We start from the raw sequence: 21801 nt of genomic DNA, 5'->3' as shown, positions 1-21801 counted from the left end.
GCTGCCTACCCGGCGCGATGCGGCGGCGGCGGCAGCACGAGGTCGCGCCAATCGTTGGGATTGCCCGACTTGCCCGCTTCGGCCGCCTTGATGATGTTGTAGGCCTCGCGTGCGGTCACGTAATGCAGCACGTGGCGCTTGCCGTCGTTGTAGGCACTCTCCAGGTAGCTGTGCATGTCATGCATGGCCTGGCCCAGCAGGGTGTCCATGTCGCGCTCTTGGGTGCCATGGGTGTGCACCTTGATGAACACCCAGTCCGGCCGCCCCTCGACATGGATGCCGGTGCGCACCCACAGGTCGACGCGGGCACGGGTCGGCGGGCAGGCGCGGCGCACGTCGGCGTTCTCGATGCGCGGCACGATGCCCTTGCGCCGCTCGGCCCAGTTCAGCCCCAGCGGCCCCTGCACGATCATCAGGTCGCCGCTGGGCGTGCCGCCCACCCGCACCGGCACGCCGGTGTCGTGCGACTTGGGCCGCGCCGGATCGTCGGTGGCGTAGTAGATCGCGTTGCTCAGGCGCGTCTGCGTGTCGCTGGGCGCCGACGGCAGGGTGAAGTCCGCGTAGCAGCCCAGCTCGCGCAGCAGGATCAGCTCGTTGTTGAGGCCGCACCAGCGACCGTCAGCGCGCGAGTTGTCCAGGCTCCAGTTGCCGTGGATGAAGCCGAAGGTGAGCTCGCCGGTGGCCGGGTCGCGGCTCAGCGCGCCGTGGCGATCGTGCAGCGTCTGGCAGAAACCGGCGATGGTCTGTCGGAAGTTCTCCGGCGTGTCGTTGTCGTGGTGCAGGTGGATCTCGATCTCGCCGAAGCCGTCGGCGCAGAGCGCGGCCAGCTTGTCCAGGTGCTCGGGGAGGTACTCCTCCTCCGGGTAGAAGAAGCTGTGCTGCGGATGGCGACCGTCGGCATCGCGGTGTCTGGAGGCCATCGCGCGGTAGTCGGTGCACCAGCGGTCGACGCGGGCGCGCTGGGTGGCCAGATCGACCTTGCCCCAAGCCGGCTCGTAGTGGTCGACGAAACAGAACATCACGTGCACGGGCCCATCGACCCTGGGGACGCGGCGACGCAGATAGCCGCCCAGCCAGATGTGCATGTTGCGCCCGCGCAGCAACTTCGCCAGGGCGAGCAAGCCGCCGACCAGCACCACCAGCACGCCGATTGCCACGACCATCATCCGCCCTTCCCTCCGAATGCCAGTGCCAGCAGCTGCTCGGCGTTGTTGCGCCACTGCCGCTCGCGCGCGATGTACTCACGCGCCGCGGCACCGACGCGCCGACACTCCTCGTCGCGTGGCGCCAGCGCCAGCAGGCGCTCGATGCACGCCGGCGTATCACGCCGCGGGAACAGCCAGCCGGTGCGGCCATCGTCGGTGACCTCGGCCACCGGCGCGTAGTCCGGCGCGACCACCGCCACGCCCATCGCCATGAACTCGAACAGCTTCATCGGCGAACCATACTCGTTGGAATCGGGCAGCACGGCGTAGTCCATGCAGGCGACCCAACTGGCGATGTCCGGGTGCGGCACGCGGCCCGGCAGACGCACCTGCAGGCCGAGCCGTTCACGGTCGACCAGATCGCGCACCTCCGGCAGGGTGACGCCATCGCCAACCAGCAACAGGGTCAGTTCCGGCGCCCGCGCCAGTTGCGGGGCGATCGCGCGCACGAAGCCATCCACCCCGTGCCAGCGGGCGAACGAACCGATGAAGCCGCACACCACCCTGCCCTCCAGCCCGCGCTCGCGCCGTAGTGCCTCGCGGTCGAAACGCGCCGGATCGAAATGCGCCAGGTCGGCCGCATTCGGCGAAATCACGCAGGGCGCGATGTCGCCATAGGCGGCCTGCGCCTGGTCGCGGAAGTAGCTGGAGATGAACACCAGCCCGGTGCTGTGCTTCATGCACCAGCGCTCGATCCGCCGCGCCAGCCCCTTCATGTAAAGCGGACGCACGCGCTCGACCAGCGCCGAATCGTTGATCTCCAGCACGATCGGCACGCCATGGCGGCGCGCCAGCCACACCGTGGCGAACAGGAACAGCGAGTAGCGCTCGTAGACCATGTCCGGCCGCGCGCGCTTCAGCACGCGGCCCATCCGCACCAGGGTCACCGCGTTGTAGGCCAGCTCGGCCAGCTCGAAGACTATGCCGGGCAGCCGCGTGACCAGCGTGGCCAGCCGCCCCCTGCGCCGCGGAGCGCTGTCGCCTGCCGACGACGCCTGCTCCGGATCCGCGCCGGGAAACGAGACGATGGTGACGTCGTGCCCCAGCCCGCGCAGTGCGCCGACGATGCCGCGGATGTGCACGCCCTCGACGTCGCGACCGCGGGTGCGGTGGTGGTAGATCACTCGCATGCAGCATCCTGTTCGAGGGCGTGGAAGGTCCATCCGTCCCGGCACCACGCCGGCAACAGCTCGGCCAGGGCATGCATGCCGGCAGCCCCGTCGTCGTGCATCAGCACGATGTCGCCGACCTGCGGAGGCTGTGTCTGCAGGCGCCTCACGACGACTGCGGCATCGTCGTCGTGGTAGTCCATGCTGTCGTAGCACCAGTAGGCCAGGCTGCGGCCGCTGCGTGCGAAATGCAGCAACAGGGGCAGCGTCACATGCCCCTGCGGCGTGCGGATCCGGTGCCGCGTGCGTCCGTCGAAGGCCGCCAGCAGCCGGTCGGCACGTTCCAGGTCCGCGACCTGGTCCGCGGTGCTCATGTGTGCGAAACGGGTATGGCTGTAGGAGTGGTTGCCCAGCAGGTGTCCGTCCCGGACGATCCGCTCGACGATCGACGGATACTGCTCGGCGTGGCGGCCCACCACGAAAAAGCTCGCCCGCACGCCATGTGCCGCGAGCAGATCGAGCAGGCGCGGGGTGTGCTCGGGATGCGGACCATCGTCGAAGCTGAGGAAGCGGCCGGTGCCGGCGCGATCGCCGTGCGTCTGCACGATCGAGCGCGGCAGCAGACCGAGAATCTGGTGTTTCTTGGGCCGGATGTTCATGTCGGGAGCGAAGTGGGGAGAGGGGAGTCGGCTGCCGCAGCCTCGAGAATGTCCGACAGCGATTGCAGATTCCGTTCCCAACTGAACTGCCTGGCGTGTTCCAGGATGCGTCCAGTGTCCCATGGAAGGGCAATGGCTTCGACCAGCGCCTCGGCAAGCGCATCGCGATCGCGCACCGGAACCAGCAATCCGGCCTCGCCCGGAACCACTTCGGGAATCCCGCCCACGCGCGTGGCCACCACGGGGATGCCGCAGGCCATCGCCTCCAGCACCACGTTGGGCACGCCCTCGTTGTGGCTGGGCAGGCAAAGCAGGGTCGCTGAGCGGAACCAGTCCGGCAGATCGGCATGCGGTGTCGCCCCGACCAGACGGACAGCTGCGCCAAGACCGAGTTCATCGGCGCGCGCGCGCAGCGCGTCACGGCACTCGCCGGCGCCGACGAACACGAGCTGGGCGCCCGGTCGCGCCTCTGCGACCGGCGCAAAGGCCTCGAGCAGGTCCATGCAGCCCTTGCTTGCCTTGAGGTTGCCGACGTAGAGCAGCACCGGCACGTCGCCCGGCAGGTCGAGACGACGACGCGCCTCCGGCTGCGAGCCGGGCGAGAAGCGCGCATGGTCGACGCCGTTGTAGACCACGTGGACCCGCGCCGGCGCGACCCCGAGCGCCACCGCCTTGTCGGCCAGCGCCCGGCTCACCGCCACCACGGCCCGCGCCTCCACCAGCGCCTTGCGGATCTGCGGCCGCCGGGCCGGGTCCTCTGCCTGCACGTTGAGGTCGCTGCCGTGCACCTTGACCACGTAGGGCCAGCCCATGCGCCGCGCCAGCCAGCCGGCGGCGGCGGCATCGGGGTAGGCCCAGCTGGCCAGTACGCAGTCGTAGCGCCCGCGCAGCAGGTGCCATCCCTGCTGCGCCAACAGCGATACGGCCCAGAAGAGCGCGTGCAGCGAGCGGGCGACGCGCGGCAGGTAGACGAAGACGAAGGTGCGCAGGCGCAGACCGGCAATCTTCAGGGGCTCGCCCGCGCCGCGTCCACGCAGACGCTCCGGCAGCGGCACCGCGGTGATCACCTCCACCTCGTGGCGCTGCCCCAGGCGCTCGAACTGCTGGCGATTGAACGCACCGCGATGGGGATCCCAGCGGGTCGGAAACAGATTGGTGAGGACGAGGATGCGCAGGCTCATGCCGGCACGCCCTCCCCGGCATACAGACGGGCGTAGCGGGATGCCATCGCCTCCAGCGAGCCATGTTCGAGCACCCAGGCGCGCGCGGCGTCACCCAGTGCGATCGCCAGGTCCGGCGCATCCAGCAGTGCGCCCAGCGTCACGGCCAGCGATTCCGGCGCGCCGGCCGGCACCAGCATGCCGGTCTTCCCGTGGTGGACGATCTCGGCATTGCCGCCCACATCGGTGGCGACGATGGGCAGCGCGCTGGCCGACGCTTCCAGCAGCGCCATCGAATAGCCCTCGCTGACCGAAGACAGCGCGAACAGATCGAAGCCCTGCAGCAGTTGCACCACGTCATTGCGGTCGCCGAGAAAATGCACCGCCGACGCCACCCCCTCCAGCCGGGCGCGATCTTCCAGGTCGCCGCGCAGTTCGCCCTGACCGACCAGTACCAGCGCCGTATCGGGACGGGTCGCGTGCACGCGGGCGAAGGCGCGGATCAGGCTGTCCTGGTCCTTGGCCCAGTTCAGCCGGCCGACCGTGCCGATCAGGCGGGTCTCAGGCGCGACGCCGATCGCCTGCCTGAACGCCCGGCGGGCAGCCTCGCCGGCGGCGGCGAAGCGCTCGACCCGGATCCCGTTGGGAACCACCACCGCGCGCGACTCGGGCACCAGGCCACGCGCCACCGCGTCGCGGCGGGCGGCCTCGCAGACGGTCACCACCGCGTCGGTGCGCCCCATCGCGGCGCGATACAGCGCATCGCGACGCGACGCGCTGGGGCCGGCTCCCATGCCGTGCCGGGTGTTGATCACGCGGCGCCGTCCGGGCAGACCGAGCGTCGCCAGTACCGCCTGGTAATGCGCGGCGGCGTTGTGGGTGTGCAGCACCTCGGTGCGATGGTCGCGCACGGCACGACGCAGGCGGTGCAGCGCGCGCAGGTCCGGCCCCCTGCGTTTGCCGCAGACCCGCAGCGGCACGCCGAGGGCATCGAGTTCCCCGGCGAGCGAGCCGGCCTCGAATACGCACACCACTTGGGGCTTCAGGCCCTGCCGCTGCTGCAAGCCGACCAGGTCGAGCACCATCCGCTCGAGCCCGCCGCGGTTGAGGTTTTCCACCACGTGCGTGACGTTCACGGCGCCCCCGTGGCATGTGCGCCCGGCGGCAGCTCGGACACCGTCACCCGCAGTTTGCCGCTGGGGGTGAGCGGGATGTCGTCGACGAAGTGCACGTCCAGCGCCACGCTGTCGCCGAGCTTCTTGCCCACCTCGCGGCGGATGTAGGCCAGCGAGGCCTCGTCGAAGCCGTCGGTACGCACGATCGACAGGTCGAGTCGGTCCAGCCGGCGCTGCACCAGCTGGAAGCGCTCGACCCCCGGCACGTCCTTGAGCATGTGCGGGAAGAATTCGCCCGGCAGCACGTGGCCGGCCGGCGTGCGGATCGCATCGAGCACCCGGCCGTCGACGCGCTCCACCAGCGGCAGCCCGCGCCCGCAGACGCAGGTGCGCTCGGACGGCGTGGCCGCGTCGCCGTTGGCATAGCGCAGGAACGGCATGCCGTAGTTGAACAGGTCGGTCACCACCACCTCGGCCGGACCGTGCCCGCCGGGCATCGGCTCCAGTTCCACCAGCAGGTGGTCGGCGTTCACGTGCAGACCCTGGCGATGCTCGCACTCGGCGGCCACCAGCATGAATTCGCGGCAGCCGTAGGTGTTGAACGCCGGGCAGCCGAACGCGCGCTCCAGCAGCTCGCGCTGGAATTCGTGCAGCGCCTCGGCCGCGCCGAGGATCGCCACCGGCGCATGCACGCGGCGCCCGGTGGCGAGCATCCACTCGGCCAGCCGCACCAGCGGCCCGACGTAGGAGACGATGATCTCCGGCCGGTAGCGGTCGATCGCCGTGGCGTAGTCGGCCATGGTCGCCTCGCTCATGCCGAAGCTGTCGAGCATGCGGCGGGCGAAGGCGGCGTTGTAGAGGCGGTCCTTCAGCAGCTTGGCGCGGCTGGGCTGGCCCACCGCGCCGCCCCACAGGTACAGCGTGCGCCGGCCCATGCGCGCGCCGGCCCAGCCGTAGCCGCGCCACATCACCGCGGTGCGCCGGTCGTTGCTGCCGCGGTCGCAACCGAAGCGCAGCGGTTCGCCGGTGGAACCGCCGGTGGCCTTGTAGACCATCTGCCCGGCCAGCGACGGCGCCTGCAGCTCGGCGAAATGCGCACGGATGTCGGCCTTGGTCAGCCGCGGCAGGCGCGCGTAGTCGGCCCGGCTGCGGATGTCGTCCGGCGTCGCGCCGATCGTCTTGAAGCGCTCGCGGTAGAACGGCACCTCGCGGTAGCAATGTTCCAGCAAGGCCTTCAGCCGCTGCCACTGCAGCGCCTGCACCTCGTCGGCCGACAGCCACTGGTCGCGCTCGTACCCGGCCAGCCAGCGCAGCGTATGCCGGCGGCGCAGGCCGCTTTCGTAGGCCGGGAACAGCACGTGGCGGAAGGCCGCCTCGTAGATCCGCGCGAACACCGGGGCGCTCATGCCGGCCGCTCCGCCCGCGCGCTGGCGCGCTCGCCGGCGCGCAGCAACAGCCGGTGCAGGGGCTGTGGCCAGTTGCGTGCGAAGCGCGCGTGCAGTTCCTGCAACTGCGCGATGTCGCCCGGGCTCCAGCACGGCAGCAGCAGGGTGAGCACCCCATAACTTCCCAGCACGACCACTCCCCCCAGCAGCACGGTCAGCAACACGGGCATCCCAAGCAGCAGCACCGGCAGCGACAACAGCGCGGCACCGACCGAGGCCAGCGCCACCGCCGCCAGACGCCGACCGTCCAGCCGCGCGCCGCTCACCCGCAGGCCGATCAACACGTAGGCGGTGGTGCTGGAGACCGCTTCGGTCAGGATCGCCACCATCGCGCCGCGTAGCGCGAACTGGTGGATCAACAGGGCGTCCAGGGTGAGTTTGATCACGCCGAACACGACCACCATGACGAGAATCGTCTGCTGCCGGTCCGCACTCACCAGCAGGCTCGTCGCCCCCTGGTTGGAGGTGGCGATCGCACTGGCCAGGATCGCCACGGCGAACACCGGCGCAGCGGCACCGTAGCGGCTGCCGTAGAGCAGCTGGATGATCGGCGCAGCGAAGCACACGCCGAAGATCACCACCGGTGCAGACAACATCACCAGGTAGGTCGTCACCGCCACGAACTTCTGCGCGGCCTGGTCGCGCCCGCGGCTGAGTGCCTTGGACATCATCGGCAGCAGCACCGCAGCGAACACCCCGGGCACCAGCAGCATCATGCCGGTCGCCAGCTGATAGGCGACCTTGAAGTAGCCGGCGTCGGCCGAGGTGGCGAAGGTGTTGAGGAAGACGATCTCCACGTCGCTGGTGATCAGGAAGCCCACCACGATGGTGACCGACACGATCCGCAGATGGCGGCGGATGCGCTGGTTCAGCTCGCTGGCCATCGGCGCGGCCGGCGGCACCGTGGCCACCAGCCGCCGCGCCTGCCACCAGGAAATGCCGAGGAAGATCGCACTGGAGGTGGCATACACCACCAGGAACCAGAACATCGACGCCTTCAGCAGCACCGCGCCGACCACCAGAGCCAGGTTCAGCGGCGCGGCGACCATCGATACCCGCGCCGTGGCGTCGAAGGCTTCGAAACCTTTCGCCACGGCGATGTTGAACATGTACGGCGCACGCATCGCCACGGCGGCGGCGAGCAGCAGGAACTCCACCAGATCCGGCGTATTCGCCCAGCGATGCCCGGCCAGCGCCAGGCCCGCTCCGGCCAGGCCGACCACCAGCACCATGTGCCAGGCCTGCACCCGGCGCATATAGGTCAGCAGCGGCCGGATCATCGCCTCGTTGCCGTTGCCGCGGAACTCGGAGATGAACTTGATCACGCCGGTGGTGATCCCCGAGTTGGTCACCACGATGCCGATCGCGGCGAACCAGATGAACATGCTGTACACGCCGTAGTGGCCCGGCCCCAGGTGCCGGGCGATCACAATCGACGCGACCATGCCTAGGAAATACTCGGCGTAGATCCCGATCGACGAGAACGCGGTGTTGCGAAGGGTATTGCGACGGTCGTTCATTCGGAATGCAACAGGACGGCGACGAGGACGAAGAAGAACGCGATGCTGCCGATCGCCGCGGGAACCCAGGTCCACCACGAGCGGCCCAGCCGCATCGGCGGCAGGTCCGGGACGCGGCGGCGGATGCCGACATAGGCGCCCACCACGATGGCCAGGGTGAGATAGAGGATCACGGTGTAACTGCGGCTGAGGAAGAACGCCGCGGTGAACAGGCCGCACAGCGAAAGCAGCAGCGTGCGCGCGATGGTCTTCTCGGCCGGCCAGTCGATCTCCTGGTCGCGCAACGCTTCCTCGGACGGTCGGTGCAGCAGCACCTGGCGCAGCATCAGGAAGCTGTAGCCGACCAGTGCCAGCCAGGTGACATAGCCGAAGAAGCCGGTCTCGGCCAGCACCAGGATGAAGGAATTGTGCGCAGTGAGGTAGTTGTAGTCGGTGAAGTTGCCCGCGCCCACGCCGAACAGCGGATGCGAGGTGAACATGTGCAGGCCTTCGTACCAGGCGTCCACGCGACCGGCGGCAGACTCTTCCCCCGCGTCCAGTTCGTCCATGCGCGAGGACAGCATGCGCATGGCCACCAGGCCGATACCGCCGAGCATGCCGGCCACGACCATGCCGCGCCGCATCCAGATGTAGACCCCACCCTCCATCAGCAATGCCAGCATCGCGCCACGCGAGTTGGTGAGGTACACGCCATAGAGCAGCAGGCAGGTGCCGGCCAGCCACACCAGCCGCATCAGGAACCGCGAGCGGCCGGCCATGTACACGGCCATCGGCACCGCGGTGACGAACAGCAGGCCGAGGTCATTCGGGTCGTTGAAGATGCCCACGTACTGGATGCGCCCGTCCTCGGACAGGCCCATGCCGGTCCAGCCCACGCCCAGGTGCTTCTGCTCCACGCCGTGCAGCGCCAGCACGCACGAGCAGAGCGCGAACACCGCGAACGTGGCCGACACCCGCTTCTGGCTGGCACTCACCCCCGCCGCGAGGATCGCGAAGGCGACGATCACCGGCGCGAAGCCGCTGAACTGCTCGATGGCCCCGCCGATCCAGCCGTTGGCGACCTCCGACATCATCAACGCCAGCATGAACACCGGCAGCAGCACGAAATGCGGCGCCCCGAACGTCTTGTAGCGCGAGGCCATCCAGGCCAGCAGGGCCATCGCCAGCACGATCGGCAGCAGCGGGAATCCGGCCAGCGAAGGCAGGTAATCCTGCGGGCGCAGGATGGTCAGCGAGAGGTAGAGAATGATCAGCGGAAACATCAGGACTCCCCGGCGGAAGCGCCGGTACGACGGGCCGTGGGGTAAGCCATCAGGCCGGGAAGCGAAACCATGGCGGCGAACCAGCCTGGGCCCATCTGGCGCTCCACCGGTAACCGGTAAAGGGCGTAGCGGTTGACCGCGGGGTCGGGGTTGGTACCGCTGATGTAGCTGCAGGCGAGCCGGTATCCCGCGGCGCGGGACGCCTGGATCACCCGTGCGTCGAACGCACGATCGCCACCCACGGGGTACGACAACAGGCTCGGGGCGCTTCCCAGCTCGCGCTCCAGCACCCGGTGGGACTCGAACAACTCCCACTCCAGCTCTTCCTGCGGCAGCTTGGCCAGCATGCGATGGGTGACCCCGTGCGACCCGATCTCGAAACCGGCCTGATGCATCTCGCGCAGCTGCGACCAGCCCATCGGACGGCAATCCGCCACCACGCGGTCACGCGGCATGTTCCAGGCCTTCTCCAGCCCGGTGATCAACGCGGCCTGCGCGGCATCGTCGAGACTCTTCAACCGGTCGAGCAGGTTCTCGACCAGCTTGCGCCGCAGATCCCGGCGCGCCGGCAGCCGCACGTCCAGGCCCACCTCGGGCAGTTGCAGGCGCGGCTCGGTGGAACGCAGCACCATGTGCGCCAACCAGTCATAGGCAAACGGCAGGCCGTCGTCGACGTGACCGGTGGAGACGAAAAAGGTGGCCGGCACGCCGAGCTCGCGCAGGATCGGGAACGCGACACGGTAGTTGTCGTCGTAACCGTCGTCGAATGTCACCGCCACCGCATTGCGGGGCATCGGCTGACCGGCCTCGATGCGCCTGACCACCTCGCCCAGCGAGATCGGGTGGAACTTGCGCCTGAGCAGCAGCATCTGCTCGCGAAAGCGCTCGGCCGAGGCACTGACAACTTCGAGGTCGAACTCGAAAAGCTCCGGGTCGGCCAAGGTCAGCACGCGGTGGTAGGCGAGGATGCGCAGGTCCCGGATCCGCCAGCCGCGCACCTGGCGCAGCGGCCCCAGCAACCCGGTCCGATAGCACCACGTGCCCAGCCGCACCCGCAGGTCGCCGCGCCAGGGAATCACCTTGCGGACGCTCACCATAGGTGCAGGCGCCGGTTGCGGGCGAAGGTCAGCAGGGCCAGTGCCGCGTACGCGTTCATGTAGAAGAAGGCCACACTCAGGCGCACCGGCAACCAGCGACCCAGCACCGGCAGCAGACGCGACGCCAGCACCATGGCCACTCCGGCAAGCAATGCCACCAGGGTCAGCGCGCACCACACATGCCGCGTGGCCAGTACGGCGGCGGTCAGACCCAGCAGCAGGACCATCCACGGCGCGGCCAGGCGCAGCAGCTTGTGACTGACGAAGCGGAACCACAGCGGATTGCGCCCGGGCCGCAGCAGCCAGGGAGACAGCTGCACCAGCTGGAAATTGCCCGCCAGGGTGCGGATCTTGCGACGCTGCTCCTGCACCGGCTCGGTCGACGGCCGGTCCCAGGCTCGGGCACCCGGCTCGAACACCACGCGCCAGCCGGCGCGGGCGGCGCGCATCGGCACCAGCACGTCGTCGAGTACCGTCCCCTCCGGCAGCGGCTGGAACACCTCGCGGCGCATCGCGTACAGCGCTCCGCTGACTCCGATCATCGAGCCGGATGTGCTCTCGCTGCGTCGGATCAGGGTCTCGTAACGCCAGTAGGCATCCACGCTGCGCGCGAAGCCCGTCTCCGGATCCTCGAAACACAGCTCGCCGCCGACCACACCCACCTCCGGATCGGCGAGGTTGGCGACCAGCTCGCGCAGCGCCTGGGGCTCCAGGCGCTGGCGCACGTCGAGCATCAGCAGCACCTCGCCGCGGGCCGCCGCGATGGCGTCGTTGAGACACGCCGCCTTGCCGCGTCGCCGGACGAACTCCAGCACGCGCACCCGCTCGTCGCCGAAGCGTCGGCAGCGCTCGGCCGAGTCGTCCTCGCAGCCATCGCAGACCACCACGATGTCGATCAGACCCGGCGGATAGTCCAGCGCGGCGAGATTGGCCAACCGCGCCTCCGCCTGTGCCCCGGCGTTGTGAACGGCAACGACGATCGATACCGTCGGCGTCCACTCGCCGCGGCGCACCGGGCGCGGGCCCCAGCGTGCCTTCGCCACCACCCAGGCCGGGTAGCCAACGAAGGTGTGCCCCAGCGCCAGGGCACATAGCCAGAACAGCCCGTGCAGATAAGTCATCGACCGTGCTTCCCACCGTCTCTGGAGCGCCCGAACAGGCGCGACATCCGCGCGCGAAGCGAGCTGTCCTGCGCTTCGGGGGACGCCTCGGCCGCTTCCGCCGGCTCCGGCAGTGCCGCGGCCAGCGCCGCCAGCGTACTGGTCGCCACGTCGAGCAGGTTGATGCGCACCCCTGTCTCGCGCTGCACGCGCGTGGTGAAAGCCACCGCAAGCAGCGAATGGCCACCGACATCGAAGAAGTTGTCGCTGGCCCGCACGGTCGGTGCACCGATCAGTTCGCGCCACAACGAGGCCAGATAGGCCTGGCGGGCATCGTCGAACACCGCCGGTGCGGCATCGACCGCCGGCGACTCGATCGCTGCCGTCGGCGCCGGCAGGGCTTTCCGGTCGATCTTGCCGTTGGCGGTCTTCGGCAACCGGTCCAGCACCTCCACCAGCTGCGGCACCATGTAGGCGGGCAGCTTCTCGCGCAGCGTGCCGCGCAGGCGCTCGGACACCTCCAGCCGATCGCCGTCGACCACTGCATAGAGCACCAGGCGCAGATCGTTGTCCCCGAAGCGATGCGCCACCACCACGCATTCGCGCACCGACGGATCGGCGCCGGCCACCGCCTCGATGTCGCCCGGTTCGATGCGGAAGCCACGGATCTTGATCTGATGGTCGACGCGGCCGTGGAAATACAGCACGCCGTCGCGCCAGGCGCCCAGGTCGCCGGTGCGGTACATGCGCCCGTCGCCGGCGTGGAACGACTCGGGCACGAAGCGCTGGGCGGTCAGCGCGGGCTCTCCCAGGTAACCATCGGCCACGCCGTCGCCGGCGATCATGATCTCCCCGATCACCCCGGGCGGCACCGGCTGGCCACGGCGGTCGAGCACGTAGATCCGCGTGTTGGCGATCGGCCGGCCCAGCGGCACCACCTCCACGCCCGCTTCGATCGGTGCCACCGTGGACCAGATCGTGGTCTCGGTGGGACCGTACAGATTCCACATGCCACGGCAACGCGCAGCGAGCGAGCGCGCCAGCGCCAGCGGCAATGCCTCGCCACCGACCAGCAGGCGCAGCCCGGCGAAGACGCTGTCGTAACCGATCTCCTCCACCAGCTTGAGCAGCGACGGTGTGGTCTGCAGCACGGTGCAGCCGCTGCGCTCGATCAGCTCGCACAAGGCCTGCGGGTCGCGGTGATCGGCCTCGGTGGCCACCACCACCTGGCCACCGCAGATCAGTGGCAGGTACATCTCCAGGCCGGCGATATCGAACGAGAGCGTGGTCACCGCGCAGAGCACGTCGGCGGTGGCGAACCCCGGATCGCGCTGCATCGAGCGCAGGAAGTTCACCAGGTTCCGGTGCAGGATGCGCACGCCCTTGGGCTGGCCGGTCGAGCCGGAAGTGAACAGCACATAGGCCTGATCGTCGCCGTGGACCGCCGGCAGTTCGCCGCCGTCGTCCGGCTCGCGCATCAGCTGCGTCACCTCCAGCAGTTGTGCCCCCTGCCTCAATACCTCCGGCACGGCCGCGGCCGGTCCGCAAAGGATCGAGCGGACAGCGGCCTTGTCCGCCATGTAACGCAGCCGCTCGGGCGGAAACTCCGGATCCAGCGGCACGTAGGCGGCGCCGCTGCGCAGGACGCCGAGCACCGCCACCAGCATGTCCACGGTGCGCGGCACGCACACGCCGACGTAGTCGCCGCGACCGATGCCGCGTCGCCCCAGCGCCAGCGCCAGCGCACGCGAGGCGGCGTCGAGGCCGGCGTAGTCCACCGAAATGCCGCTGCCGCTCACCGCGGTGCGGAACGGATGCTCGCGCATGGTCGCACCGATCAGCTCGACCAGGGACTGCCGCCGGTCCAGCGGCGCGTCGGTGTCGTTCCAGCCTTCCAGCACCCGGCGGCGCTCGGCTTCGTCCATCAGCACGAAGTCGCCGACGGCCTGCTCCGGTCGCGCCGCACCCTGGCGCAGGATCCCGCCCAGGTAGCCGCTCCAGCGTTCGATCGTCGCCGCGTCGAACAGGCCCGGGTTGTAGTGGAACAGGAAGTCCAGCCGCCCTTCGTGCTCGGTGAAATGGAACTCGATGTCCCAGTTCATGTGGCGCTTGGGCAGGTCCCCGTGGGTCACCGCAACACCATCCCAAGGCGTATCCGCCACCGCCGGATTGAAGTTGAACAGCACCTCCGCCAACGGCAGGCGTCCGGTGTCGCGCGGCAGCTTCAGCGCCTGCGCGATGCGGGCGATCGAGACGTCCTGGTGCTCGCCGGCGTCCAGCAGGCGGCCCTGCACGCGCTTGACCAGCGCACCGAACGACTCGTCCGGATCCACCGCCATGCGCAGCGGCAACGTGTTGTCCGCATCGCCGACCGTCTGGCCGTAACGACTCACCGCCTGCCCGGCGAAGGGGATGCCGCAGACCAGGTCGTCCTGTCCGGACAAACGCTGCAGCAGCGCATAGAAGCCACCGAGCAGCAGCGCGAACAGGGTGACCCGCTGCGACCGCGCCGCCTCACGCAGGGTCCTGGCCACGTCGCCGTCCAGATGGCCGCCCAGGGTCGCGCCGCGGAAGCCGCCATCGCGCCCGCGCGGACGGTCCAGCGGCAGCGCCAGCGGGTCGGGCAGCGTGCGGTACTGCGCCTGCCACCAGTCCAGCGATTCGCGACCTTCCGCGCCGTCGCGGCGCGCGCGCTCGTCCAGCACGAACCGGCGCCAGGCATCCGCCGACGGCCACGCCGGCGCCGTGCCCTGGCGGAACGCGTTGTAGCCCGTGGCCAGCTCGCGCAGGAACACGCTGAGCGACCAGCCGTCCATCACGATGTGATGGGACACCATCACCAGGGTGTGCTCCTGGTCGGCGAGCTTGACCAGCCAGGCGCGCAGCAGGGGCGGCTGCAGGCGATCGAACGGGCGTGCCGACTGCTCGGCCACGAAGGCGTCGAGCCGCTGCTGCCGATCGGCGTCACCACTGAGATCAAGCGACTCGAGGCGCACCGCGGCGGGCGGTTCGAACGTCTGCCCGCTGCCGTCCTCGGCAAAGCGCATCGAGAAGATTTCGTGGCGTGCCACCACCGTATCGAAGGCGCGCCGCAGCACATCGGCATCCAATGGACCCCGGAAGCTGAGTTGCGTCGATTCGTTGAAGGCCGGCGCGATATCGTCGCTGAAGTGCATGCCAAGCCAGCGCCCGAGCTGCGCGTCGGTGAGCGGCACCTTGGCCGGAAGTCGATCGATCTCCGGCGCAGGCGCGGGCATGGCCGCGGCATGACGCGGCAGCAGCATGCCGGCGCCCAGCAGGTCGTCCACCGACTCGGTGACCGCCGCGACGATAGCCTCGACCTCGGCATCGCCATGCGCCACGGAGAGGAAGCAGTTGAACTGCTCGAACACATGCAGCCCGGCATGGCGCAGCCGGTACCACAGCAGGCTGGCGAACGGCTGGCCGTCATCGACGCGCAGCTTCCACAACGAGCTGTAACCCACCGCCGTCACCGGGGCCTGCCGCGCGTCGAAGAGCGCATTGAGCCGCGCCACCATGTCCTGCGTGCGTGCATTGAGCGAGGCCTGCAACTGCGGCCCCTGTTCCCGGATCCACTGCAGCGCGGCCTTCGCCGCGGCCAGCGCCAGCGGATGCCGCACGAAGGTGCCGGCGAAATAGGTGACGCCGGCACCCGGGTAGCTGTCGTCGCCGAATTGCCAGAAGCCGCCGTCCAGCGCATCCATCCATTTCGCGCTGCCGGCGATCGCGGCGAACGGCAGGCCACCGCCGATGATCTTGCCGTAGGTGGCCAGATCCGCGCGCACGCCGAATGCCTCCTGCGCGCCCCCCGGGGCCATGCGGAAGCCGGTGATGATCTCGTCGAAGATCAGCGCGCAGCCGGCCTGGTCGCACAGACCGCGCAGGGCCTGCAGGAACGCCTTCGGCTGCAGCTCCGGATGCTTGCTCTGCACCGGCTCGACCAGCACCGCGGCCAGTTCTTGGCCGCGCTCGCCGATGATGCGCAGCGCCTCGTCGGTGCCGTAGTCCAGCACCAGCACGTTTTCCACCGCGTTGGCGAGGATACCCGGCGCCGCAGCGATCGAACGCAGCGTGCGGGTACCACGCACGATCACCTCGTCGAAGATGCCGTGGTAGGAGTCGCGGAACACCACGATGGTCTTGCGCCCGGTGACCGTGCGCGCCACACGCATGGCGCCCATCACCGCTTCCGAACCGGTGTTGCAGAAGCCGACGCGGGCCATCCCGGTCATGTCGCTGATCAGCTGCGCCACCTCGGCGGCCAGCGGGTGCTGCGGACCGATCTCGACGCCGGTATCGACCTGCGCATGCAGCGCCGCGGTGACGAACGCCGGCTGGTAGCCGAGGAAGTTCACGCCGAAGCCGTTGAGCAGGTCGATGTAGACGTTGCCGTCCAGGTCCCACAGCCGGGCGCCGAGCGAGCGCTCGGCGGTGATCGGGTAGACCAGTTCCTTCCATTGCGGATTGAAGCCGGTCACCACGCGGGGATCGGCCATCAGCGCACGATGCTGCTGGGCGAAGTCCTTCGACCTGCGGGTACGCCGGCAGTACGCCTCGGTGAAGGTCTCCAGCCAGGCGCGCTGGGCAGGAGAGACGTCACCGTGGCGGTCGGTGGTGATGCGCGCGGACGCGCCGAACGGACGCTCTTTCAGGTTGGCCGGGGCGAACTCGTCGGCCGCCATGGCGGGCAACGCAGGTGCAGCGGCCGGGACCGATCCGGCGGGCAGGCCGCCCGACGGCTGACCGGACAGACTCGCCAGCAGCGCGCTCTGCTGCTGCAGCAGCGCCATCTGGTTCTGGATCAGCTGGGCCAGCGTGGACGGCATGGCTGCGCCCGCCGCCTGGCCCTGGACTGGAGCCGCGGCGATGGCCGCCGGCGGCAGGGCGTCGGGCGGCAGGGTGGCGTCGAGCATCCCTGCCAGGTTTCCGATGCTGTCCACGTCCTCCATCAGGCGGCGGAACTTGATCTTCACGCCATATTGCTGCTCGACGGCGAGCGCGGCCTGGGTCAGGGACAGCGAATCGAAGCCGAGGTCGAGGAAGCTCTCGGCGTCGTGCCGGGCATCCAGCGGCTCGCCCCCAAGGTTGCCGAACAGCTCGCGCAGTTCGGCGGCCAGTCGCAGCGGTCGTGGCATGGCACTCGGGGAAGGTGCGGCGGACGGCATGCTTGCGGTTTCCTCCGGGGATGGCGAGGCCGCGGACTTGGTCGCTGCCGCCGGTGTCATGTCGATGGCGGCGGGTGCGGACGCCGCCGGCTCGACCCAGTAGCGCTTGCCGTGGAACGGGTAGCCGGGCAGCGGCACACGACGCCGCGGCACCTCGCCGTGGAAGGCCTGCCAGTCCGGGGTGAGTCCGGCGCACCAGCATTCACCGAGCGCCCGCAGTACCTGCTCCTGGGCGTCGCCTGCGCGCGAGGCCGGCCCGAGGCTGGCCACCGCGCTGCCGCGCCCGTCGAGCATGCCGCGGACCAGCCCGCTGAGTGCCTGGGACGGTCCGGCCTCCAGCAGCAACGCGGGGCCCTGTTCGAGCACATGGCGCACGGCATCGGCGAAACGCACCGGCGCGCGCAACTGCCGGCACCAGTAGTCGATCGAGGTTGCCTGTTCCACGGTGACCGGCAGGCCGCTGACGCAGGAATAGAAAGTCCGCTCCGGCGGGTGCAGCACGACGCCATCGAAGGCCCGGCGGAACAACGGCAGGGCGCCCTCCATCAGGTGGCTGTGGAAGGCATGGCTGACCCGCAGCCGGGTGCAGGCGACGTCCCCGGCAGCCAGGCTGGCGGCGAACGCGTCGATGACCGCGTCGGTGCCGCCGAGCACGGTCTGGGTCGGCGCATTGCAACCGACGATCTCCACACCCTGCGGCAGACGGGCGCGCAGCGCCTCGGCGTCCTCCCGCACCACCAGCATCGCACCCGGCGGCTGCGCGAACATCGCCGCGCCGCGGGCGACCACCAGCCGCAACGCGTCCTCCAGCGAAAACACGCCGGCCCGGCAGGCCGCCACGTACTCGCCGATGCTGTGGCCGATCATCGCCACCGGATGCAGGCCCCATGCCGCCCACAACTCGGCCAGCGCGTACTCGACCACGAACAGTGCCGGCTGGGTGAATCGCGTCTCGGCCAGCCGCCGCGCGGCCTCGTCCTCGCCCTCCGCTGCCGGAAGGATCAACGCACGCAGGTCTTCACCCAGCAAGCTGCTGGCGAGCGCGCAGCCCCGCTCGAATGCATGACGGAACACCGGCTCGTGCTCCGCCAGTTCCCTTGCCATGCCTGCGTGTTGCGCTCCCTGCCCGGGGAACAGCATCACCAGCGATGGCGGTTCCGCCGGTGCGACGTGCGCGGCCATCCGCGGCAGGCGCTCGCTTGCCTGGTGGACATCGGCGGCAACCACGAAGCCACGCGCGGCCATAGGCTGCCGGCCCATCGCCAGCGTCCAGGCCACGTCCGGCAGCGCCGGGGCATCGTCGTCCGCCATGGCCACGGCGAGTTGCTCCGCGCGTCGCTGCAACGCCGCCTCGTCGCGAGCCGAGAGCGGCAACAGGTTCAGGCGGCGTCCCGGCCCCGACGCGGGCATCGGTGGTGCCTCCTCCAGGATGACGTGGGCGTTGGTGCCACCGACGCCGAAGGAGCTGACGCCGGCCCGCCGCGGCTCGCCGCCGCGGGGCCAGGCGACTTGGCGGTCGGCCACCCGGAACGGGCTGGCGGCGAAATCGATCTGCGGATTGGGCGTGCGGTAATGCAGCGTCGCCGGGATGCATTCGTGGTGCAGCGCCAGCGCCGCCTTGATCAGTCCGGCGATGCCACTGGCGGCATTGAGATGACCGAAGTTGCTTTTCACCGAGCCGAGCCAGCAGCTCCCCGGCGCGGCACCGCCCTCGGCGAATGCGCGGTCGAGCGCGGCGACCTCGATCGGATCCCCCAGCGGCGTGGCGGTGCCGTGGCCTTCGACGTAGCCGATCGATGCGGCGCTGACGCCCGCGCAGTCGAGCGCCTGGCGGATCACCGCGGCCTGCCCGCGCACGCTGGGCGCGCCGAAGCTGGCCTTGTCGCCACCGTCGTTGTTGACGCCCACGCCACGGATCACCGCGTAGACGGTGTCGCCGTCGGCGAGCGCGTCGGCCAGCCGCTTGAGCACCACGGCGCCACCGCCGGAGGAGAACACCGTGCCGGTGGCCGCCGCGTCGAAAGGCCGGCAATGCCCGTCCTCCGACTCGATGCCGCCATCCACCGGGACATAGCCCGACTCCTGCGGCACGACGATGTTTATCCCGCCGGCCAGTGCGAGATCGCACTGGTAGCTCATCAGCGCCCACCAGGCCTGCGCCACCGCCACCAGCGAGGTGGAACAGGCGGTGTGAACGCTCACCGCGGGCCCGGTGAGATCGAGGCGATGTGCCACGCGGGTGGCCACGTAGTCCTTTTCGCTGGCGATCGCCGCGGCGAATTCGCCCGCCGCCTCCAGCAGATCGGACCGCGATTCGACCAGCTTCCGATACGTATTGTTTGAGGTGCCCGCATAGACCCCGATGCTCCCCGGGAAGCGGGCCGGGTCGATACCGGCGTCCTCCAGTGCATTCCAGGCCAGCTCGAGGAACACCCGCTGCTGGGGATCGATCAGCACCGCCTCGCGCGAAGCGATGCCGAAGAACCCGGCGTCGAAGCGATCGGCATCGGACAGCACGCCGCGCGCCGGCACGTAACGCGGATGCCGGGTCTGCGCCGCCGGCAACCCTGGCGAGAGTTCGCCGGGCCCGAAGCGCGTGATGCCCTCCCGGCCGGCGAGCAGGTTGTCCCACAGCTCGCGCACCGAGGCCGCGCCGGGAAACCGCCCGGCCATGCCGACGATGGCGATGCCTTCGATGGCGTCCTTCTCATTCATCCGTTCGTCTTCCTGTGACGGTCGCGCAGGCGCGCAAGGGCATCGCGCTGCTGGGCGCCCCTGACCGGTGATGGCGCCGGCTGGGTGGCTGCATGGCCGGCCAGCGCCTGCGCCTGCTGCCGCGCGGTCGGAAATTCGTAGACGCGCGTGGCCGACAACCCCTCCACGCCCAGCGCCTGCAGGCGCGGAAGCACCGCCATCACCCGCAGCGAATCGGCGCCATGGTCGAACACGTTGTCCTCGGCTCGAAGCGAGGGGAGCTCGAGCAGCTCGCGCCACGCGGCAAGGATGCGCTGTTCCGCGGTCGCATGCTCAGGCAGCGTCGCCGCGGCGGGTGCGTGCGCCACCACGGACTCCGCCTCCAGCCGCCGTCGATCCGCCTTGCCGTTGGGCGTCAGCGGCAGTCGGTCGTGGAGCACCAGTCGCTGCGGGCGCGCAAAGGCGGGAAGCCGTTCGGCCAGGTGACGTTTCAGCGCGTCGAGCAGCTCGGAATCCGCCGGCGCTCCGGGCCTGGCGACCACGTGGGCGACCAGTCGGCGCCCCTCCGCGCCAGCCGGCGCCACCACGGCTGCTTCGGCGACCAGCGGATGCGCAGCCAGGGCGGCCTCGACCTCGCCCAGCTCGACCCGGTAACCGGCGATCTTCACCTGGTCGTCCGCGCGCCCGAGGAACACCAGGCGGCCATCCGCCTCTCGCCGCACGCGGTCCCCGCTGCGGTAGACCCGCTCATCATCCTCGCCACCGGTACGAACCTGCACGAAGCGCTCGGCGGTCAGGTCGGGACGGTGTGCGTAGCCGTCGGCCAGGCTTTCGCCGCCAATCAGCAGTTCGCCCTCGCTTCCATCCGGAAGCACGCGCAGCTCGTCGTCGGCCACGTACAGGCGCACATGATCCAGCGGATCGCCGATATCCGGACGGTCCGGCCAGGCGGCCGGATCGCCCGTCAGCGGCTTGCTGGTCACGAATACGCAGGACTCGGTCGGGCCGTACTCGTTGTACAGCACCGCATCGGGCAGCTCGGCGAACAGCCGGCGGATCGCCGGCGTGATCGCCAGTGCCTCGCCGCCGGTCATCAGGTCGCGCAGCGCGGCGGGCAGCGGTCCGCCCCCGGCGTGGGCGTTGGCGATGGCGCGCAACTCCACGTAGGGAAGGAACGCCCGCTCGATGCGCTGCTCGCGCATCATCGCGAGCAGGCGGAACGGATCGCGGCGGTCGGCCTCGCCGGCGAGCACCAGCGTCCCACCGGTGGCGAAGGTGGCGAACAGGTCCCGCACCGAGGAGTCGAAGCCCAGGGTGGCGAACTGCAGGGTGCGCGCCGGCGCGGCCAGGCGCGGATGCCGCAGATGCCAGGCGACCATGTGGCCGAGCGCCCGCCGCGACAACACGGCCCCCTTCGGACGACCGGTCGAGCCGGAGGTGAACAGCACGTACGCGGCGCACGAGGCATCGACGGTCACCGGTGCCGCCAGCGGCTCGACCGTCGCCGGCGCGTCGATGTCGAACATCGCCACGCCGAGGCCGGCCAGTTCCGCCGTGGCCGACGTGGAGCGCAGCAGCATCGCCCGCGGGCGCGCGTCCTCGACCATCTGGGCCAGGCGCGTTGAGGGATAGCCAAGGTCCAGCGGAAGGTAGGCGGCACCAGCGGCAAGCACGGCGAGGATCGCCACGACGCTGTCGAGGGAGCGGTCGCACGCCACGCCGGCCACATCGCCCGGCCCAATCCCCATGGCGCCCAGCCGCGCCGCCCATGTCATGACCCTGACGCGCAACCCGGCGTAGTCGAGGGCCCGGCTCTCGTCAGCCAGGGCGATGATGCCGGGTGACCGGTCGGCCCAATCGAGGAAATCCAGCGCGTGGTCGTTGGCGGCGATCATGCCGATACGCCGGCGGATACGTCGACGGCTGCCCGATGGCGACCGCTGCGGCCGTGGCAGGAGGCCGCGTCACCCGTCGGCGCAGCGATCCACCCCGGCACTGTGCCGGACCGACCAGCCCGGCCGCTTCCGGCCCGGCGGAAGCGACATGGCGGGAGACCGGGGCCGATGCCGAGCGGCACCGCCCACCCCGCCGTCTCACTCAGCGTGGGCGACCTTTCCCTCGTCACGAATCCCCCTGAAACTGACCGCCTTTAAGATGAAGAGGCGTTACATTAGCAGCCGATACAAAACCGTGTCGCAGCTCGCATTCTAGTACGTCACCGCTTCAATGAGGCGACATGCACGCGACAG

Annotated in this window: 12 protein-coding genes; all 12 read right to left on the bottom strand. The window is 70.0% G+C overall.

Annotation, left to right across the window (positions count from 1 at the left end):
• Positions 1-5: 5 nt before the first annotated feature.
• The 12 genes from ATSB10_RS17295 to ATSB10_RS17240 are packed head-to-tail and all read right to left on the bottom strand — an operon-like array spanning position 6 to position 21447.
• Entirely contained in the window at positions 6-1166 is a 1161-nt protein-coding gene (locus ATSB10_RS17295; RefSeq protein ID WP_083966281.1) for a hypothetical protein, read from the bottom strand.
• Positions 1163-2335, bottom strand: a complete 1173-nt coding sequence (locus ATSB10_RS17290; protein WP_063673966.1) for a glycosyltransferase family 4 protein — start codon at positions 2333-2335, stop codon at positions 1163-1165. Before ATSB10_RS17290 ends, ATSB10_RS17295 begins: the two co-directional genes overlap by 4 nt.
• Positions 2326-2973 (bottom strand): polysaccharide deacetylase family protein, encoded by a 648-nt coding sequence (locus ATSB10_RS17285; protein WP_063673965.1) that lies wholly within the window; start codon positions 2971-2973, stop codon positions 2326-2328. Before ATSB10_RS17285 ends, ATSB10_RS17290 begins: the two co-directional genes overlap by 10 nt.
• The gene (locus tag ATSB10_RS17280) at positions 2970-4154 is read right to left on the bottom strand and encodes a glycosyltransferase family 4 protein (protein WP_063673964.1); all 1185 of its coding nucleotides are present in this window, start codon (positions 4152-4154) and stop codon (positions 2970-2972) included. Before ATSB10_RS17280 ends, ATSB10_RS17285 begins: the two co-directional genes overlap by 4 nt.
• Positions 4151-5269, bottom strand: coding sequence for a glycosyltransferase (locus ATSB10_RS17275; protein WP_063673963.1), 1119 nt, complete (start codon positions 5267-5269; stop codon positions 4151-4153). The genes ATSB10_RS17280 and ATSB10_RS17275 overlap by 4 nt, the downstream gene beginning before the upstream one ends.
• Positions 5266-6654, bottom strand: coding sequence for a phenylacetate--CoA ligase family protein (locus ATSB10_RS17270; RefSeq protein WP_063673962.1), 1389 nt, complete (start codon positions 6652-6654; stop codon positions 5266-5268). Before ATSB10_RS17270 ends, ATSB10_RS17275 begins: the two co-directional genes overlap by 4 nt.
• Positions 6651-8213 (bottom strand): oligosaccharide flippase family protein, encoded by a 1563-nt coding sequence (locus tag ATSB10_RS17265; protein WP_063673961.1) that lies wholly within the window; start codon positions 8211-8213, stop codon positions 6651-6653. Before ATSB10_RS17265 ends, ATSB10_RS17270 begins: the two co-directional genes overlap by 4 nt.
• Positions 8210-9475, bottom strand: a complete 1266-nt coding sequence (locus ATSB10_RS17260) for an O-antigen ligase family protein (RefSeq protein WP_063673960.1) — start codon at positions 9473-9475, stop codon at positions 8210-8212. The genes ATSB10_RS17265 and ATSB10_RS17260 overlap by 4 nt, the downstream gene beginning before the upstream one ends.
• Positions 9475-10572 carry a polysaccharide deacetylase family protein gene (locus tag ATSB10_RS17255; RefSeq protein WP_063673959.1) on the bottom strand — a complete coding sequence of 366 codons (1098 nt, stop codon included), beginning with the start codon at positions 10570-10572 and terminating at the stop codon, positions 9475-9477. Before ATSB10_RS17255 ends, ATSB10_RS17260 begins: the two co-directional genes overlap by 1 nt.
• Positions 10566-11693 carry a glycosyltransferase family 2 protein gene (locus ATSB10_RS17250; RefSeq protein WP_063673958.1) on the bottom strand — a complete coding sequence of 376 codons (1128 nt, stop codon included), beginning with the start codon at positions 11691-11693 and terminating at the stop codon, positions 10566-10568. The genes ATSB10_RS17255 and ATSB10_RS17250 overlap by 7 nt, the downstream gene beginning before the upstream one ends.
• Complete coding sequence (locus ATSB10_RS17245) at positions 11690-19573, bottom strand: hybrid non-ribosomal peptide synthetase/type I polyketide synthase (protein WP_063673957.1); 7884 nt, start codon at positions 19571-19573, stop codon at positions 11690-11692. The genes ATSB10_RS17250 and ATSB10_RS17245 overlap by 4 nt, the downstream gene beginning before the upstream one ends.
• On the bottom strand, positions 19570-21447 hold the full coding sequence (locus ATSB10_RS17240) for a non-ribosomal peptide synthetase (protein WP_063673956.1): 1878 nt from the start codon (positions 21445-21447) through the stop codon (positions 19570-19572). The genes ATSB10_RS17245 and ATSB10_RS17240 overlap by 4 nt, the downstream gene beginning before the upstream one ends.
• Between the last annotated feature and the right edge of the window lie 354 nt (positions 21448-21801).

This window comes from Dyella thiooxydans (assembly GCF_001641285.1).
Taxonomy (GTDB): Bacteria; Pseudomonadota; Gammaproteobacteria; order Xanthomonadales; family Rhodanobacteraceae; genus Dyella_A; species Dyella_A thiooxydans.
The sequence above is the reverse complement of the archived record's forward strand: the minus strand, read 5'-3'. Positions and strand labels throughout refer to the sequence as shown.